The 16847-nt window shown below is 56.8% G+C and carries 13 protein-coding genes and 1 tRNA gene; 9 read left to right on the top strand and 5 right to left on the bottom strand.

Annotated features, from left to right (window positions below):
• The first annotated feature begins 91 nt into the window (after positions 1–91).
• The 3 genes from KJS47_RS04700 (at position 92) to KJS47_RS04690 (ending at position 3619) form a co-directional block, all read left to right on the top strand.
• Positions 92–997: an ABC transporter permease gene (locus KJS47_RS04700; protein WP_213524965.1), complete on the top strand. Its 906-nt coding sequence runs from the start codon at positions 92–94 to the stop codon at positions 995–997.
• A gap of 44 nt (positions 998–1041) precedes the next feature.
• Positions 1042–1971 carry a carbohydrate ABC transporter permease gene (locus tag KJS47_RS04695; protein ID WP_213523217.1) on the top strand — a complete coding sequence of 310 codons (930 nt, stop codon included), beginning with the start codon at positions 1042–1044 and terminating at the stop codon, positions 1969–1971.
• A gap of 151 nt (positions 1972–2122) precedes the next feature.
• On the top strand, positions 2123–3619 hold the full coding sequence (locus KJS47_RS04690; RefSeq protein WP_213523216.1) for an extracellular solute-binding protein: 1497 nt from the start codon (positions 2123–2125) through the stop codon (positions 3617–3619).
• Positions 3620–4044: 425 nt separating this feature from the next.
• Here the strand turns inward: KJS47_RS04690 and KJS47_RS04685 are convergent, their stop codons facing one another.
• The 5 genes from KJS47_RS04685 to mgrA all read right to left on the bottom strand — a co-directional run bounded on the left by KJS47_RS04685 (position 4045) and on the right by mgrA (position 13103).
• Positions 4045–7269 carry a family 10 glycosylhydrolase gene (locus KJS47_RS04685; protein WP_213523215.1) on the bottom strand — a complete coding sequence of 1075 codons (3225 nt, stop codon included), beginning with the start codon at positions 7267–7269 and terminating at the stop codon, positions 4045–4047.
• A 436-nt stretch (positions 7270–7705) separates the two neighbouring features.
• Positions 7706–8335: a CAP domain-containing protein gene (locus tag KJS47_RS04680; RefSeq protein WP_213523213.1), complete on the bottom strand. Its 630-nt coding sequence runs from the start codon at positions 8333–8335 to the stop codon at positions 7706–7708.
• A 314-nt stretch (positions 8336–8649) separates the two neighbouring features.
• Positions 8650–10647: an LTA synthase family protein gene (locus KJS47_RS04675; protein WP_213523211.1), complete on the bottom strand. Its 1998-nt coding sequence runs from the start codon at positions 10645–10647 to the stop codon at positions 8650–8652.
• A gap of 460 nt (positions 10648–11107) precedes the next feature.
• Positions 11108–11971: an endonuclease/exonuclease/phosphatase family protein gene (locus tag KJS47_RS04670; RefSeq protein WP_249716110.1), complete on the bottom strand. Its 864-nt coding sequence runs from the start codon at positions 11969–11971 to the stop codon at positions 11108–11110.
• 139 nt (positions 11972–12110) lie between these two features.
• On the bottom strand, positions 12111–13103 hold the full coding sequence (gene mgrA / locus KJS47_RS04665) for an L-glyceraldehyde 3-phosphate reductase (protein ID WP_213523210.1): 993 nt from the start codon (positions 13101–13103) through the stop codon (positions 12111–12113).
• Between the two features lie 238 nt (positions 13104–13341).
• On the opposite strand from mgrA, the gene KJS47_RS04660 reads away from it, so the two are divergent.
• The 6 genes from KJS47_RS04660 to KJS47_RS04635 all read left to right on the top strand — a co-directional run bounded on the left by KJS47_RS04660 (position 13342) and on the right by KJS47_RS04635 (position 16802).
• The gene (locus KJS47_RS04660; protein WP_213523208.1) at positions 13342–13707 is read left to right on the top strand and encodes a cytochrome-c oxidase; all 366 of its coding nucleotides are present in this window, start codon (positions 13342–13344) and stop codon (positions 13705–13707) included.
• 297 nt (positions 13708–14004) lie between these two features.
• Positions 14005–14376: a VOC family protein gene (locus KJS47_RS04655; RefSeq protein ID WP_213523206.1), complete on the top strand. Its 372-nt coding sequence runs from the start codon at positions 14005–14007 to the stop codon at positions 14374–14376.
• A gap of 87 nt (positions 14377–14463) precedes the next feature.
• Positions 14464–14536 (top strand) — tRNA-Thr (locus tag KJS47_RS04650).
• Between the two features lie 184 nt (positions 14537–14720).
• The gene (ymzB, locus tag KJS47_RS04645) at positions 14721–15059 is read left to right on the top strand and encodes a protein YmzB (protein ID WP_213523204.1); all 339 of its coding nucleotides are present in this window, start codon (positions 14721–14723) and stop codon (positions 15057–15059) included.
• Between the two features lie 187 nt (positions 15060–15246).
• On the top strand, positions 15247–15969 hold the full coding sequence (locus KJS47_RS04640) for a nucleotidyltransferase domain-containing protein (RefSeq protein ID WP_213523202.1): 723 nt from the start codon (positions 15247–15249) through the stop codon (positions 15967–15969).
• A 134-nt stretch (positions 15970–16103) separates the two neighbouring features.
• Positions 16104–16802, top strand: a complete 699-nt coding sequence (locus KJS47_RS04635; RefSeq protein ID WP_213523200.1) for an MOSC domain-containing protein — start codon at positions 16104–16106, stop codon at positions 16800–16802.
• Positions 16803–16847 lie beyond the last annotated feature (45 nt).

The following is a 16847-nucleotide window of genomic DNA, read 5'->3' as shown; positions in this document are numbered from 1 at the left end:
GCCGCGCAAGGCAGCAAACTTTCCCGAAGGAGGAATTGGATTGAAGACAGCGCCACTGAATCCGCCCGCCAGCCCCCCGCGCAAGACCTATATGCGCAAGCTGATGGCGGATATCCGCAAGGACTGGGATCTGTACGTGGCATTGATTCCCGGCATTTTGTTCTTGCTGTTGTTCAAGTACACGCCGATGTACGGCATTCTGATCGCGTTCAAGGACTTCAACATTTTCGAGGGGATGCAGGCAAGCCCTTGGGTTGGCCTCCACAATTTTGAACGCCTGTTCACGACCCCCGATTTCGTCAAGGTATTCAAGAATACGCTGATCATCTCTCTTTACAAGATCGGCTTCCTGTTCCCAATTCCGATCGTCATCGCCATCCTAATGAACGAGCTGAAAAACATGATGTTCAAGCGGACGGTGCAGACGATCGTCTATCTCCCGCACTTCCTGTCCTGGGTTATCATCAGCGGTCTGTTCATCGACCTCTTGACGGTCAACGGAGGCCTGATCAACAAGATGATCGTCGCCATGGGCGGAGAACCGATTTCGTTCTTCATGAATCCCAGCTACTTCCGCAGTCTCGTGGTTTCCACGGCGGGCTGGAAGGAATTTGGCTGGAACACAATCGTCTATCTGGCGGCGCTGAGCAGCATCGATCCGCAGCTCTATGAGGCGGCCAAGATGGACGGAGCGAGCAAGTTCCGGCAAATCTGGCATATTACTCTTCCGGGTCTCATCCCGACCATTCTGCTCATGTTCATCCTGCGCCTCGGTTCCATCTTGGAGGCCGGCACCGAGCAAATCCTCGTCATGTACAATCCGACTGTCTATAACGTCGGGGACGTCATCGGCACCTATGTGTTCCGGATCGGTCTCGGCGAGCAGGACTACAGCTTCTCCACCGCCGTCGGCCTGTTCGAATCGATCATTGCCTTCTTTCTCGTCGTCACGGGGAACTACTTGAGCCGCCGGTTCCTGAAGAGAGGAATCTGGTAGGCGGAGCCGCTCGGACGCAAACATAACTGGGGGAGGTTCCAACAATGGCTCAAACCGAAAGCGTAACCCGGCCGCCTGCAAGTGCTAGGCCGTCTGGCATCCGGACATCGCTCGGCGAGAAGATTTTCTCGTTTCTAAACTATACATTGTTTGTTTTTCTGGCTCTAATCACCATCTTCCCGTTCTTGAACCTGCTGGCCAAGTCGATGTCCGGCGAGGCCGCCGTCGTCTCGGGAAAGGTGACGCTGTATCCGATTGATTTTCAGCTGGGCACTTACCTGTATGTCATGAAGGACGACATGTTCCTGAACTCGCTGAAGGTGTCGGTGATGGTCACCGTCATCGGGACGGCGCTCGCCTTGTTCATGACGGCGCTTGCCGCCTATCCGCTGTCAAAGCCGCGGCTGAGAGGGCGCAAGGGTTTCATCCTGATGTATATCTTCACGATGCTGTTCAGCGGCGGCCTCGTCCCGACCTACCTGCTCATGCAGAATCTTCATCTCGTCAACAAGATGCCGGTCCTGTTCCTGCCGGCGATGATCAGCGTATTCAACATGCTGATTATCAAGAACTATTTCGAGAGTCTGCCGGACAGCCTCGAGGAATCGGCCAAGCTTGACGGCGCCAGCAACCTGGCGATCCTGTTCCGGATTACCGTTCCGCTGTCCATGCCGGTATTCGCTACCATCGCGCTCTTTTATGCGGTCCACTTCTGGAATGACTTCTTCACCTCGATGATTTACATCAACGACCCGAAGCTCAAGCCGATGCAGCTGTATCTCAAGGAGCTGCTCGTCTCGTCGAGCGACAGCTTCCTCCAGGAGAACAAGAATCCCGATTCGGCGCTGAACGCAACGCCGCAGTCGATTCAAGCAGCATCCATTCTGCTCGCTACCATCCCGATTGTCGTCGTCTACCCGTTCCTTCAGAAGTACTTCGTGAAGGGCGTTCTCGTCGGCTCGGTCAAAGAATAACGGACCGCCGGTCCCGCGAAAGGCGGTGATGCCGGGCCGCGGAAAGAAGCGGCAAGAACCGGTGACTGTTGCTTTTGCTTCATCGCTTGAGAGGCTTACTTTCTTGACAGGCTTACTTAGTGTTCTATACAAAAAGGGAGGCAATCTGAACATGAAAAAAACTGTAACCGTTCTCTCCATCGCTGCACTGGCAGCGACCGCCGCCGGCTGTGGAGGCGGCTCCGATGCCGGCAGCTCTTCGTCGCCCGCACCGAGCAGCGCGACGGCCGCTACTTCGGGACCGAAGCCTGAGCTTCGCCAGCTGAACCAATTCGACCGCTACGACGCGACCAAGGAAGCGCCGGCCAAGTGGATTACCGAACGGACCGGCTACACCGTCAAGTACGATCTGCTGCCGGCCGAGAACGCCGACGAGAAGCTGAACCTGCTTATGGCGAACAAAGAGCCGTACGACCTGATGAAGCTGAACAAGAACCAGTTCTCGAAGCTGGTCAGCTCTGGGGCGCTCGAGCCGCTGGACGACCTGATCGCGAAGTATGGCAAAAACCTGAAGCAGGCCATCGCTCCGGAATCGTGGGAGGCCGTCAAGGTGAACGGCAAAATCTATGCGATTCCGGAAGCAAGCTCCGGCAACCTGGTCAACTTCGAACTGGCGGTCCGGCAGGATATCCTCGATGAGCTCGGCCTTAAGGTACCGACGACACGGGATGAGCTGTACACCGTCCTGAAGACGATCAAGGAGAAGAAGGGCATCATCCCGCTTACCGGCGGCAAGGATCCGTTCATCGGCGATATCGCGTCCACCTTCGGCCTTTCCACCCAGTGGGAAGACAACGGCGGCACGCTGCGCAACTATGTCGAAAACCCGGCGATGAAGGAATACCTCACCTTCATGAACAAGCTGTACAAGGAAGGCCTGATGGATCCCGAGTGGGGCATCAATACGGGCGCCAAAGCGATCGAGAAGCTCTCGAGCGGTAAGGCTGCCATGTACCGGGTCGCTTACTATGACGGCGGCAACCTGAACAATGCGCTGCTCAAAAACTTCCCGAACGCCAAAATGACGCTCATTCCGTTCCTGAAAGACGCGAACGGCAAAAACAAGGTTGTGGCGACGACCGGCGTCAGCTGGTTCATCTCGATCCCGAAATTCGCGCCGCACAAGGATGATGCGCTCAAGCTGATCGACGCGAAGCTGGAGAAGGACACGTTCAAGGGATTGGCTATCGGACAGGAAGGCGTTCACCACGAGGTGAAGGACGGCAAATACTATCCGATCCAGCCGAAGTTTGCCGACGAATGGGCCAATGCAAGCGCGTTCGTGACCGGGGTCGACCAGAACGTTTATCCGACCTACTGGCAAGCACGCGTGCGGAAAGATCCGTACGTCCAGAGCTACTTCGAGACGATCCAGGAGAACGCGAAGCCGGCGCTCGTTATCGACCCGCTTACGTTCGCGCCGCCGCTCGACAATATCAGCAAAAACTCCCAGAAGCTGGCCAAACTGGTTGAGGATTCGTTCCTCAAGTTCATCAGCGGCTCGGAGCCGATGAGCAACTATGACGCCTTCGTCGCCAACTGGAAAGCACAAGGCGGAGACGAAATGACCAAGGAAGCCAACGACTGGTACAAGGCAAACAAGAAGTAAGAAGCAAGAAGATCGAAACAACAATCCCGCCGGCGCTAAGCGTTGGCGGGATTGTTGTTTTTGTGCCCGAGAAGGCATGCAGGAGGCTTACCGCGGCCTCTGGAGACAGGGAATTGAGCTGATGGGGCAGGAGGAAGGGGGAGTAGGACACGCGGTAGATTTGGAAGGGACAGTGGATATGGAGCCGAAGATAGAGAGAATACGAAGAATCGGAGAATACGTCAGGTCAATGAGTGGACAGAAGGTCCTAAAGGTCCAGAGGACACGGAGAAGAAAGAGGATACAGGAAACCGAGCGCGGGTGCCTGTTCGGAAGCGGGTTAGGCCGCCATGTGACCTGGAGGCATCAAACGCAGACAAGGCACAACAAAGAGCGGACCTTAGCGGTCCGCTCTTTGCTTCAACCAATGTAGGAGGAACTGAGGGTTATTGCTCGTCCTCATCCTCATAGGAGCTTATATCGGCGTTGCTGTTTTTGTTGAAAACCTTGACCTTGATCTCGATCGACTTGCCCTGTGCTTCGGCCGTTACCCACGTAACGCCGGGCTTGAGCGCCCGAATCGTTCCGGATTCGTCTACCGTAGCCGTCTTCGGCTTGGACGAGGTGTAAGAGGCATTCCGAATGCGCTCGGTCACTCCGTCCGTATAAACGCCTAGCAGCTCGATCTGCTTGGAATCGCCGGCCTTGAGGTCCAGCTCGACTGCGGTCGATAGCGACTTCAGCTGCACAACCTTTACCTGGACGGTGACGGATTTGCCTTGGTAGACAGCCGTTACGGTCGTTTCTCCAACGTTACGGGCGACGATCGTGCCGTCCGCCTCCACGTTCGCCACATTGCTGGCTGCGGACTGGAAGGATGCACCGTCTGCTATCGGCAGGCGGCTGCCGTCCTCATAAACCGCGTTCAGCGCCAGCTTGCGACGTTCTCCGGCCTTCAGGCGATAGGAGGAGGCGTCCGCTTCAATGGCGGTCAACACGTTTTGTGTGCGTGTGACCGTAATCGTCTTGCTGTTCGTCTTCCAGCCGTCCACATAGACGGAGATTTCGATGGGATTCGCCCCTAATGCAAGGGGAACGCTGCCCTTGAATTCCCCGGTTGCCAGCACGGCGGCCGGCTGTCCGTTCAGTCGAACCTCGGCTGTGCCTTTGCCGAGCACTTCCACGCGGCCCTTCAGGTCAAGAGTGGCAGCGGGAGTCGACGAGCCGTTGTAGACGGAGTACCCGCTCAGCACGGCCGCTCTCGCGTCGTCGCCGGCATTGTAGGTACGTGCCACCAGCTGACGCTTCGTTCGGACGCCCGACTCGTCGAGTGCCGAGATGACGAATCCGCCCGCCGGAATGACGCTGTTGTTCGGATCCTTCACGTTCCAGTTCCAGGTGAGCGCCGGCTTCTGGTTGACGACCGTGGTCACCTTGCCGCTGCCGTCGACAATCGCCTCGACGCCGAAGGTGCTTGTTGCCGTTGTGTTTCCATATGCCGGGGTGAAGACGTTGATTTGGTTCTCGTTACGGCTGACGTTATACTCGTCGCCCTCGATAAATTGCTCCCGGTTCGCCGGGACGGACATGCCGAGCTGATAGTCCTTCACATAATCCTTGTCCTGAATGGACGCTTTGACGATCGGCCAGTTCACCTGCGAATAGTCGAACAGCATGAGGCCGCTCGAGTTTTTGAGACCGGTCTGGAAGACGGTCCGCTGCAGAGGCGGGCTCTGAATGTTCGCAAGCGAAATGCCCGCGTACATCGGGAGCTCGCCGTTCGTCACAATGTTGCCGTACGTGATATGCTGCTCGATTTCCTCGATCGTCGTTTGGTACGTGCCGATCATGAGGAAGTCGAGATTGTCGGTATAGCCAGTTTTCGCATAGTCCGGGGTATAGAGGCTCTGTTCCGGGAATCCAAGGCGCGGATCGTACCGGAAGTTTGGGCTCCCCCAGTTGACGCCGTTGAGATAGTACGTCTCGAACCAAGAGCCGACGTAGGCGGAAGCCTGGATCGGCTTGCTCTTCACGGCTTTATACCGGTCAACCAGCGCGCGCACCTCGTCGGTGAACGTCTTGATGGTCTGGGAACGGAACTCCCACCAGTCGTTGAGGAGCGGGCCGTTCACACGTGTGCTGCCCGAGAAGGAGTAAACATCCTGCGGCCATTGGCGCAGCTGCTTGCCCTTGGCGGCCAGGAAAGCTTCGAATTTGGCGCGGCTGACATCGCTGAAATCAGCGTATTCGTTGTCGTAGCGCGCCCGGTCCAGGACGATGCCGTCCACATCGTAGTTCTTCAGCACTTCCTCGATGTTCAGCAGCTCGAACGCCCGGACGTCGTCGTTCGCCGGGTTGACGAAGGCGAGTAGAGCGGTTCTCGCGATGCTGCTGTCGCGAAGCCGCAGGATCTTACCGCCGTCCTCCGGCCGATAGACGCGCTCCTCCCAATCGAGGTGCCGGTTCAACAGGCCGAATTCGTTGTTGACGATGGAGCCTTCGGCGAAGATGTTGAAGGCGGCATGCACCTTGATGCCTACTTCATGTCCCGCCTTGATGAACTCCTCCAGCAAATCGATGTGCGGGCTGGCTCCTTTGCGGGTCGGCGCCGTCATCTCGCTGATGTGCGGCCGGCCCGTCAGGTCGTTCTTCTTGTATGCGGCGAACCCCTCTACGCCCTTCACGTCAAGGGCGACGCCTGTCACGCCGGCATCCTTAGCTTGTGCCATCATGTCGCGAACGTTCTCAGCCGTCTGGAGGCGGAAAATATTCGTGCCCTGGTCTATCCACAGGATGACTTCTTTGGGCGCGGTATCCGGCTTCTTGTAGAAGACGACGATCGATTGCTTGTCTTCCTCTACGCCGTTCTTCTTAATCGCCACATCAATGTAATTGGGACCGGACGCAAGCGGGACATTCGTCTGGAAGGAACCGTCGGCCGCCAGAGCAGCCGGCTGTCCGTTCATGGTCAGCTCGTACGATTCTCCGGCCGTATAATTGACGACCTTGCCTTTCACGGGGACGGACGGCTCCGTCACGGTCAGAATTGTGCTTCCCTCAAGTGCGAGACGGGGAACCGGCCCCCGGCCCGTCATGAGGTCAGTGACCGGAACGACGGTGCCATTCCTGCGGAGCTTGATGGTGTCTCCTACTTTGAAGTTTTTGGCCAAATACTGCTTGAAGGTTTTGTTCGCCCAGCTGTCATCATTGGCGAGCAGTACATAACCGCCGGGCAGGACAGGCAGCTCGGTCGGGCCCGTCCAAACGGGCGGCGCTCCGTTCACCGAAGGGTTGATTACCTGGGTAACCCGGCTCGCGCTGTCGACCTGCACGGCGACGGCCGTCCGGGGAACGGTTACCTGGGCGGAGAATTCGGTTGTGAACAGGGCGAGGAAATCCGTGATGCCCGTCACGTCCTGGTCGATATAATTGATCGGTTTGCGGGGGCCGGTCACGTCGACGGTAATATCGATCGGAGCGGCCTCCACCTCAATCAGATCTCCTCCGCCGTATGTAGTCAGGGTGACGGCGTTATCGCCGTAGACGGTTCCCGTCACCGATGGGGAGGTGAGGGAGCGGGTGGCTGCAAAGCCGGGTGTTGGAAATAACGAACAAAATAGGGCTGCCATCAACAGCAGAGGAAGATGGCGAAGCAAGCGGCTTACCTTCATTCTTCTCTCATCCTTTCGTTCAAGTTCCTGCCTTTCCTTGCTCAATCGGCGCGGCATGCTCCCTGCTGCCTGCGGGCATAGCCACAGATCTTCGTCCGACGACGGCTGCAGCTATCTGCCGCACGTTGGGCTTGCCGGTTCTTCCGTTTCTCCGCCGCGGTTGAACTCGTGCGGAGAAGCTCCCCCGGATAGGCCAGCTGCCTTTGGATATCCCTCGTACTCCTCCTTCCCTGCTGTTCCCATGCCGCCGCTTCGGCGGTGAGCATAGGTTAAATCCATTGTAATGGAAGGGCTTTCATAACGAATAGGGAGAACCATTACTTTTTCTGGCATTCTCATCGCTTCCTTGCACGCAAAAAAGCGCCAGCACCCCAGTTGACGGCTGAGGAAGCCTGACGCTTGCTTGTCCGAATCCCGGCAGGAAGGGACGTCTGCCTTAACGGCCGACGAATTCCTGGACCCATTGCCCATTGTAATAGGCGGTGCCGATGATCGTGAAGTTAGGGTTCATAATGTTCTGGCGGTGGCCTTCGCTATTCATCCAAGCCTTCATGACCTCTTGGGGGTCGCGCTGGCCCATGGCGATGTTCTCGCCTGCGTAGGAATAGGAAATGCCGAAGCGGGTCATCATATCGAATGGAGAACCGTAGGTCGGTGAGTTATGATCAAAGTAATGATTGTTGTCCATATCCTTGGCTTTTTCCAGTGCCATATTGGACAAAGGTCCGTCGGCCTGCAGCGGCTGGAGGCCGGCTTTCGCTCTTTCCTGGTTAACCAAATCCACCACCTGTTGGGCATACGAGGAGCTGGCTGCCGGCTGGCTGTCCGCAGGAGCGGAGCCGTTCGACGGGAGTTGCAGGCTCATACCCTCCCAGATGATGTTCGGGTTCGCCACTTGCGGGTTGGCGTCAATCAGGCTTTGCAAAGAGAAGCCATTGTTCATGGCGATAGCATACATCGTGTCGTTCGGCTGCACCGTATAAGAAGCCGCCGAAGCCGCACTCGCTCCAAGGACCGGTCCGACCAGCAGGACGCCGGCCAAAGCGGCAGTTTTCCAAAGTTTCATGTGTCACATTCTCCCTTCGGTTGTTTGCCTTGCGGCTAATTTCCACCCTAACGGATTCTCGGCAGGGATTCATCCCGCAAAATTTGGAAACGGCTTCATGGAAACGGGTAGAAAACGGGCGGGGTGGAAAATAGCGGGACAATCGGCGCAGGCGAACGGCAACAAGGGGATGATTCCCCTAAGCCGATAAGACTGGTCAAAAAGCTAGACTTTAAGCCGGATTCTGCTGGCGACGAGAGAAGCGGATAGTCCGACAAACGACAAAAAAGCGGGACAGCTGCCAGCTGTCCCGCTTTTCCGAAATCCGAATCCAATTATTGACTGCGGTCAAAGGAATTTGACTTGTTTAACACGATTTTCTTGGAGTCCAGAACCCGGACATCGATCCGCTGCTTTCCGGGCTTGGCATCCTTTGGCAGAATGGCGTGCAGCGTATGCTCATCGTAGTACGTGGTTGGGAGCGGCTTGCCATTCAGATAGACGACGCTCTTCGGAACGAAGTTGTTGCCTTTAACGGCCAAAGTACGTTCTCCGCTCCCAACGCCGGCTCCGGCGGCTGCTGTGACCGTCTGGGTCTCTTCCACTCCATTAACCTCGATCGGCCCGAAGCCGAGTACGAAAGCATGGTCAATGATGTCGCCGCCGATGCCGGAGTACCCGTACTGCTCTCCGAACATGCTGTCATGCTGAAGCAGCTTGTAAGTTCTCAGGTCACTGTCCGCTATGTTCATGCCGGCCAAGTAGTTCTCCGGCGGAATAACCGGAATCTTCTTATAAAGATCGAACAGGTAATCGGTATAATAAGTGCCTTTCAAATTGGCCATGTTGAGCACATAAGGGCTCAGGAACGAAGGGCTCATGTGCAGCTCTTCTTTTTGTTCCTTTGGCAGATAATTGTTCCAAATCAGGAACGGCGTGCTGTACAGTTTGTTCAGCACATCCGGATCGTTGTCCTGAAGGAACTTCGTTTCCCGGTACGCCTGGTAATCATTGCCGAGAAGAGGCAGGTGATCGCCGAAGAAAACAATAATGGTCGGCTCCTTCGTGGTGCTGAAGTGGTCGATCATCAATTTCAGCGACTTCTCTGCGTTGTGCACGCCCTGTGCGAGCGTCTCCAGCATAGCTTTGGTATCGGTGGACAGCGAGCCGTCCAAGCTCTCCACCTTGAACTCGTTCTCCGGGAACTTGCCTGCGTAGTACGGCCAGTGGTTCTCCATCGTATTGGCGAAGATGAAGTCAGGTCCTTGGGATTTCTCGGCTTCGGAGATGATGATCTTGGATACCTCGGTGTCCGGAATGAACATGCTGTCCGGCGTACTCGGGAAAAATTCGCTGCTGATGAACTTGGAGAATCCAAAGTTGCGATAAACTTTGTTGCTGTCAAAGAACCAGTTATCCAGCGGGTTGACCGCTGCCGTATGATAATTCTGGCGGCCGAGGATACCGGCCAGGGAATCGACCCGATGGTTAACATATTGGATATAGGCGAGCGAGCCCTGCGGCAGGAACCGGTTTGAATGCCCCGACAGTACTTCGTATTCTACGTTCGCCGTGCCTCCTCCGAATTGGGGGGACAGCAGGGTTCCGTGGGTAAAGTCCTTCTGCAAGCTGTGCAGGTATTCGAGCGGGTCCTTGTCGAACTTGATGCTCTTGATTTGGGTAGGATCCCAGAACGCTTCGCTCAGCATGACGATGACGTTCGGCTTCACTCCGTTATCGGCCACGTTCTTCCGTTGGATTCCGTCGATCAGCTGCTGGATCGTCTCCTTGCTGTAGCCTTCCGGCTCCTTGATGAAGATCAGATCCATGTTGTAAAGAGACGACAGCAGGAAGCCGTTCTGCGTATAGTTCGCCGCCTGGTCCCACGGAATGGTCGAAATGTTCATGGCGTTCTTCAAATTTAGCGGTTTGTTCGAATACAGGCTGGCCAGCAGAACGCCGGACAGAACGAACAGGAAGATGCGCTCCGGCCAGCGGAACTTGCTTTGCAGGAAAGGAAGCCGGTGAACGACCACGTAGCTGCACAGAAGGAACAGCAGAAGGCCGGCAATCATCTCGAACTGAACAATATCGCCGAGATATTGGGCAACGTCCGTGCCTTCGCTGCTGAGGACGATGTCCCAGGGCAGCAGGGGAAGGCCCAGCAGCTTGAATTTGATGCCGCTGATCAGCGAGACGATCAAGAAGAATACGGACAGGATCCAATAGGACCAGCGCGTGCGGCCGATCAGAGAGATGAACAGGAAGAACAGGGCAAAGTAGAAAATATAGTTAAGGAAAAACTCGTTCGGATGATGTTTAACCCAGCTCAACACCGAGCGGATATGCCCGCGGTTGTTAAATTCCGTCAGAAGGGTCAGCGCGAGCGGTAACAGAATAAGAATCCCTCGTGTCTTGATCAAGGAAAGAAGAGAACGCAGAATAGATGAGGTTTTGATTTCTTTCAGTCTCCTTTTGCATGAAGTCGCAGCGGTTGCATGGGGTCCTTACGAGGAGATTCTTGTTAATATCTTGTAAATAATACCGCCAAAGAAGATTATAGGCCTTTGGACAGGCAGATGCCACAGTTATTTTTTGATGTTAAGGAAAGCTTAAGGAAAGTTTTATGCAAAGAGAGGGGCAATCGCTTACAAGCTCATCGGCTAACCGTTGGACGATAGAGTGCAGGAGAGCTCTCGGAGAAGGGGATAGCGTCAGACGAGAACGAGGCCAACGAAAAAGAGCCTTCGCGTGAGCGAAGGCTCTAATGGTCAGACTAGGTCTCAATGCCTGCTACTTGCCGGCTCCGTTCTCGAACGGAGCGGTCCGCTTGAGGATCAGCTCCGTCGTAATCGGCAGGTGATCGGAGGCCGGCGTCTGGAGAACCTGCCGCTCCCCGATCCCCGTATCGGCCGATGTGAGAATATAGTCGATACGCGAAGTCGGTCCGGTTGAGGGGAATGTGTAATCTTCATTCCGGTCGGCGTAAGTGTCGTGGAAATCCTCCTGCAGGCTGGCCAGTTCAGCGCTGTCCGGCTTCGCGTTTAGATCCCCGGTCAGGATCTTGGTTCCGCCGTGCTGCGAGGCAATCGCTTTGATCTCCTCGATCTGGGCGAGGCGCTGCTGAACGGTCAGGCCGAGATGGGTATTATAGAAGCGGATCTGGTTGCCCTTCACGTTGATGACGGTCTCCAAAAGGCCCCTCTGCTCCTGTCCGAAGCTGCTCAGCAGATGATTCTCCGAGGCGAGAATCGGATACTTGCTCAGGACGGCCGTCCCGTATTGCCGACGGGGCTTGCCTGGCTCCGGCGGATCGAGATCAAGGTTGGCCGCATAGACGTAGCGCATCCCCGTCAGCTCGGACAGCCGGGCCGCCTGGTCCTCGAGGCCGCTGCGGCTTGAGTAATGATTGTCTACTTCCTGGAGGCCGACGATATCGGCTCCCGCTTCCTTGATCACACCGGCGATCCGCTCGAGATCGAGAACTTTATCTGTGCCTTCTCCATGATGAATGTTGTAGGACATTACCTTCACGGTTACCTCATTCCCCCTCGGCCCTTCCACTGGACCGCCATTGGCGGACGCACGGATGGACGGAAATGCGACGGTGAGCGCCAAAGCGGCCATTGCCAGAATGGCGGTGCTTTTCTTCCACATGTCATCATCTCTCCTTCAATAAGGTTATGTAGGCGGGATGGACACAGAAGCCTCCCTTCTCTCCCGATGTGCCAATGCTTAGTATACGAACAATCACTGGAGGGGAGGGAGGGCCGGGACCAAAAACAGGCCGAAAGAGCTACTCGGCGAGAATCCGGTCGATAGCGGCAAGCTCTTCCTGCGTGAAAGCAAGGTTGGCGAGCGCGCCTACGTTTTCGTCGATCTGGGAAGCCCGGCTGGCTCCGATCAAGGCGGAGGTCATGCGGCCTTCTCTCAGCACCCAAGCGAGCGCCATCTGGGCAAGCGATTGGCCGCGCTCCTGCGCAAGCCCATTCAGCTTGGCTATCCGCGCGAGCTTGTCCTCGGTGACGTCCTTCTCCTTCAGGAAGCCGGTCGGCCGGGAGGCGCGGGAATTCTCGGGGATCCCGCTTAGGTATTTACTGGTCAACAAGCCTTGGGCAAGAGGGCAGAAGGCGATGCAGCCGGCACCGTTCTCCTTCAGCACCTGCTGCAGGCCGTTCTCGGACCAGCGGTTCAGCATGGAATAGCTCGCTTGATGGATCAATAGAGGAGTCCCGAGCTCCCGAAGGATGGCCACCGCCTGCTCCGTCTGTTCGGCCGAATAGTTGGAGATGCCGACATAGAGCGCTTTGCCCTGGCGGACGATCAGATCGAGCGCCGCCATTGTTTCCTCGAGCGGCGTATCGGGGTCCGGGCGATGGTGATAAAAGATGTCCACGTACTCGACACCCATCCGCTTCAGACTTTGATCAAGGCTCGAGACGAGATATTTCTTGGATCCCCACTCGCCGTAAGGACCAGGCCACATCAAGAAACCGGCCTTGGTCGAGATGACGAGCTCATCCCGGTACCCGTGCAGGTCCGTGCGCAGAATGCGCCCGAAGGTTTCTTCGGCCGAGCCCGGAGGAGGGCCGTAATTGTTCGCAAGATCGAAATGCGTGATGCCGAGATCGAAGGCGCGCCGGACCATCTCGCGTCCGTTCTCGTACAGGTCGACGCCGCCGAAATTATGCCACAGGCCGAGAGAGATGGCCGGCAGCTTGAGGCCGGAGCGTCCGCACCGGTTGTACGTCATCGTTTCATAGCGGGCGGAATTGGGGGAATACGTCAAGTCATTCTCCTCCTTCTAGAGAGTTGGGAAAGCGCTTGCACACTTACCGCAAGGTTCTTCCAGTTTACCATATTCACTGACACACGCAGCCTCTCGCTTGGATCCAGACTGGCAAAAAAAGAGGCAGGGAGGACAGGCGGTCGCCGCATCCCCTGAGAAGCGCGAGAATATGGTAGAAGGAAAGCGCGCCGGCATCTTCTGTTTGACAAGCGGTGCGCGAAGGAAGGAGGGAACTTCCATGGGGAATCAAATGATCAAGCTGTCCGCGCTTTATTTTTCGATCGGCGTGCTGCTCGGCATCGGCATGGGCATCAGCCACGACTTTGCCTTAACCTCGGCTCACGCCCATATTAATCTGCTTGGCTGGCTTTCACTTGGCGTGACGGGCATCCTGTACCGGCTCTACCCGTCGTTGGCCGCTTCATCACTGGCCAGGGTGCACGTCTGGCTGCACAATATCGGCTTGCCGATTATGATCGCAGGCATCGTGGCGGCCGTGCTAGGCGAGGCAGCGCTTGGCGCCACACTGGCGAGCGTGGGCGGCATACTGGTTGTCCTCGGCGTCCTCGCCTTTACCTGGAACGTCTGGACTAGGCTGAAATAACGGCGGCCGGACTTACGAAGTGAAGCATTAAATAGGAATCAGCCGAGTTCTAGATCTCGCCGGCCGGCTCTGCAGGCCGGCTTTTTTTGCTTGCCAGACGAGAATAGTGCGTTCCTGTTCTTCTAGTTTGACCCGGCGAGGGACCGTTCCATGCATGCCGCAGTAGGTGAACCAAACCGGATGGAAGAAATCGACGAACGGGATAGCTTTTTATAGAATGGCTGGTGTATACTGGAGGTGATTTCTCTATGTGATACAAAGTTTCACCAAATGAAACAATTGAGAGGAGAAGAGACGATGCACGATGCGATTCTCGGATTGGATCACGTACAGCTGGCGGCTCCGCCCGGCTGCGAGGAAGCGGCGAGAACATTCTACGGAGGCGTCCTTGGTCTTCCCGAGCTGGAGAAGCCGGAGACGCTGCGGGGGAGAGGCGGCGTGTGGTTCCGCTGTGGAGCCCAAGAGCTGCATATCGGCGTTCAAGGAGACTTCCGCCCGGCAGACAAGGCCCATCCGGCCTTCGCCGTAAGAGACCTGCCGGCAGTCCGCGAAGCACTGCGCCAAGCCGGCGTCGATCTGATAGAGGACGACGCTTTGCCGGGTGCCATCCGGTTTTTTGTTCGCGATCCGTTCGGCAACCGGATCGAATTTTTGCAGCGTCTCGCCTGACGGAATTATTTACCGTTCCTATAGAACAAAAAAGGTATTTGCATTTGCGCCGGAGGATGCTATAATAAAAAAAGCAAAATTCGTCGCGCCGTTGTAGCTCAATCGGTAGAGCAACTGAATCGTAATCAGTAGGTTGGGGGTTCAAGTCCTCTCAACGGCATAGTTAATAGAACGAACTGCCTCCCGTTAGGGGGGCTTTTTTCATGGCATTTTGCCGATGGGAACTCCGCTCGACTGGCCGCTTCGCAACGGAACGTACTGCTTGATTAGCCGTTCTGGCCTTTGGGTAATGTAGTACGAGGGAAACACATTCTCTTACGACCCAACCGAAGGAGGAAGCAGGTATGGAATCGACAGTTCAACAAATAATCGTCTGGTTGGAATCGAAAGTGAATCGGACGCTTCAAATCCGTAAGGAAGAACAGGGAGATGTGGACGAAGTGGAGCTCAAGCTCGACAAGGTAGTCCTTGCGGTTCGGAACGAGACGCATCCGGACGATTATGAGGCTCGGCAGTCGATTATCTTAAACGGAGAAGGCCAGATTCGCGGAGAGGACGAGCCGGAGCCGCTGCCGAACAATCTATACGAAGTCCCGTTCGACGATTCGATCCGGTGGAAGAGCGACGGGAACGGCATCCATCTGCAAACGAACCGCGCCTCCTACGCGATTAACGTGCTTTAGTCCCTAACCGGGCGGAGGCTATCCCTGAGTGGGAAAGGTTTCGCTTTTCGAACGCCTGCCATTGTGCAGGCGTTTTTGTCGCGTCTTTCGCTAGCGCAACCCGGGTGCTGGGGGAACAGGAGGAATGGGGACCCACGACGGCCGAATATAGTGGAGAGGAGAACGATTCGGACGGGAGGAAATTGCTATGAAGCAGGGAGCGGTAGAGGCAGCGGCTCTGGCGGTAGAGCGGCACTTCACGTCATGCCGGATTGCTATCCTCGGGGGCAGTGCGGCAGAAGGAACACACGGAGCGTATTCGGATTTGGATCTGGTTATCCTCGACGACAGTGCCCGGTCCGCATATCGACGGACGTTCCGGGAAAACGAGTGGCTCGTCGAGGCGTTCGTACTGTCGACGGAGGCATACCGGGCCTACAGCATCCGTTCGCTGCAAGAGGCGCTGCCATCGCTGCAGCGAATGATCGCGCAGGGGATCGTCATCCGGGACGATGGGACCGCAGCGGTCCTGCGAGCGGAGGCGGAGGCGGACCTGGCCTGCGGTCCGTTCCCCTGGTCGGATGAGGAACGCGAGTATGCGCGTTACCGGATTACCGAGTACGCGGACGATCTGCTGGCCGCCCGCAGCCGGGCAGAAGGGATCTTCACCATGCAGCAGCTGCTTGGCCGGCTGAGTGAATTCATTTTGCGCACGCAGGGGAGCTGGCTCGGTGAGGGCAAATGGTGCTCGAGGGCGGTTCGGGCATGTGACGCCGACCTCCATGAGAAGCTTATATCCGCCTCTGAAGAGTATTATCGCACTGACGCCGCAAAACCACTTGTAGCGCTCGCGGAGCGCATTCTGGCTCCCTCCGGTGGCTTCCTGCGTGAAGGCTTTTGGGAGGAGGTTTCGTTCGGGGAGGAGGACTGACCGGAGAGCGCATCGGAGGCGAACAGCTGCGTCCCAGTGACGGGCAAGGCGCAGCTGCGGCATTCTGCTTTCCAGCGGACGCGCTGCGCGCTACAATAGGAGGAGACCAACGGAAGACAAAGGAGATAAAAGAAATGCCCGCTACCGAACAGACAATCGGCCTCGTCTCGCTTAGGACCGGCCGCACGGCCCCGCTTCTCCATAACGGAAAGGCGATCCCCAGCGCCATCGTCAAGGAAGCGGCCGCAGGACCGCTTGCGCTGGGTTTCCTCGGCTTCGAAGGGGACGAGCAGGCGGACCGCGTCCATCACGGCGGCGAGGGCAAGGCGGTTTGCGTCTACCCTTCGGAACGGTACGACCTTTGGAACGACGAGCTCAAGGCAGGCTTCGGGCTCGGCGCGTTCGGCGAGAATGTCTCGACGAGAGGCCTGCTGGAAGAGGACGTGTACATAGGAGATACATTCCGGATCGGCACGGCCGTCGTGCAAGTTAACCAGCCGCGGCAGCCCTGCTTCAAGCTGGCCGCCCGTCATGGTATTCCAGACCTGCCGATCCGCCTGCAGCAGACCGGCTATACTGGCTTTTACTGGCGTGTGCTGGAGGAAGGCATGGTCCGCCCGGACAGCGGACTGGAAAGACTGGACCGCGACCCGCTGGGCGTGACAGTGGCGGAAGCGAACCGGATCCGGTACCGCGACAAGTCCGATCGGAACGGGATCCTCCGGGTGCTCGCCGTGGACGCGCTGTCGGCCACCTGGAGAACGACGTTCGAGAGCCTGCTGGCCAGCCTGGACGCCGGTGTTAGCTCGAAGCTCGAACAGAATCGGCAGTAGAAAGGTTGGCTTCGTCTTACAAGTCTTGACGAGAGCCGCGCCTGG

The sequence above is a fragment of the Paenibacillus sp. J31TS4 genome (assembly GCF_018403265.1).
In the GTDB taxonomy this organism is placed as follows: domain Bacteria; phylum Bacillota; class Bacilli; order Paenibacillales; family NBRC-103111; genus J31TS4.
Note: the sequence above shows the minus strand (reverse complement) of the source record. Positions and strands in the feature narration are given on the sequence as shown.

Bases quoted from the DNA above. Each gene is read 5' to 3' on its own strand.
- KJS47_RS04670 (WP_249716110.1), bottom strand. From the start codon at position 11,971: ATGTGGAAGAAAAGCACCGCCATTCTGGCAATGGCCGCTTTGGCGCTC.
- KJS47_RS04655 (WP_213523206.1), top strand. From the start codon at position 14,005: ATGCACGATGCGATTCTCGGATTGGATCACGTACAGCTGGCGGCTCCG.
- KJS47_RS04680 (WP_213523213.1), bottom strand. From the start codon at position 8,335: ATGAAACTTTGGAAAACTGCCGCTTTGGCCGGCGTCCTGCTGGTCGGA.
- KJS47_RS04695 (WP_213523217.1), top strand. From the start codon at position 1,042: ATGGCTCAAACCGAAAGCGTAACCCGGCCGCCTGCAAGTGCTAGGCCG.
- KJS47_RS04635 (WP_213523200.1), top strand. From the start codon at position 16,104: ATGCCCGCTACCGAACAGACAATCGGCCTCGTCTCGCTTAGGACCGGC.
- KJS47_RS04660 (WP_213523208.1), top strand. From the start codon at position 13,342: ATGGGGAATCAAATGATCAAGCTGTCCGCGCTTTATTTTTCGATCGGC.
- KJS47_RS04640 (WP_213523202.1), top strand. From the start codon at position 15,247: ATGAAGCAGGGAGCGGTAGAGGCAGCGGCTCTGGCGGTAGAGCGGCAC.
- ymzB (WP_213523204.1), top strand. From the start codon at position 14,721: ATGGAATCGACAGTTCAACAAATAATCGTCTGGTTGGAATCGAAAGTG.
- KJS47_RS04685 (WP_213523215.1), bottom strand. From the start codon at position 7,269: ATGAAGGTAAGCCGCTTGCTTCGCCATCTTCCTCTGCTGTTGATGGCA.
- KJS47_RS04700 (WP_213524965.1), top strand. From the start codon at position 92: ATGCGCAAGCTGATGGCGGATATCCGCAAGGACTGGGATCTGTACGTG.
- KJS47_RS04690 (WP_213523216.1), top strand. From the start codon at position 2,123: ATGAAAAAAACTGTAACCGTTCTCTCCATCGCTGCACTGGCAGCGACC.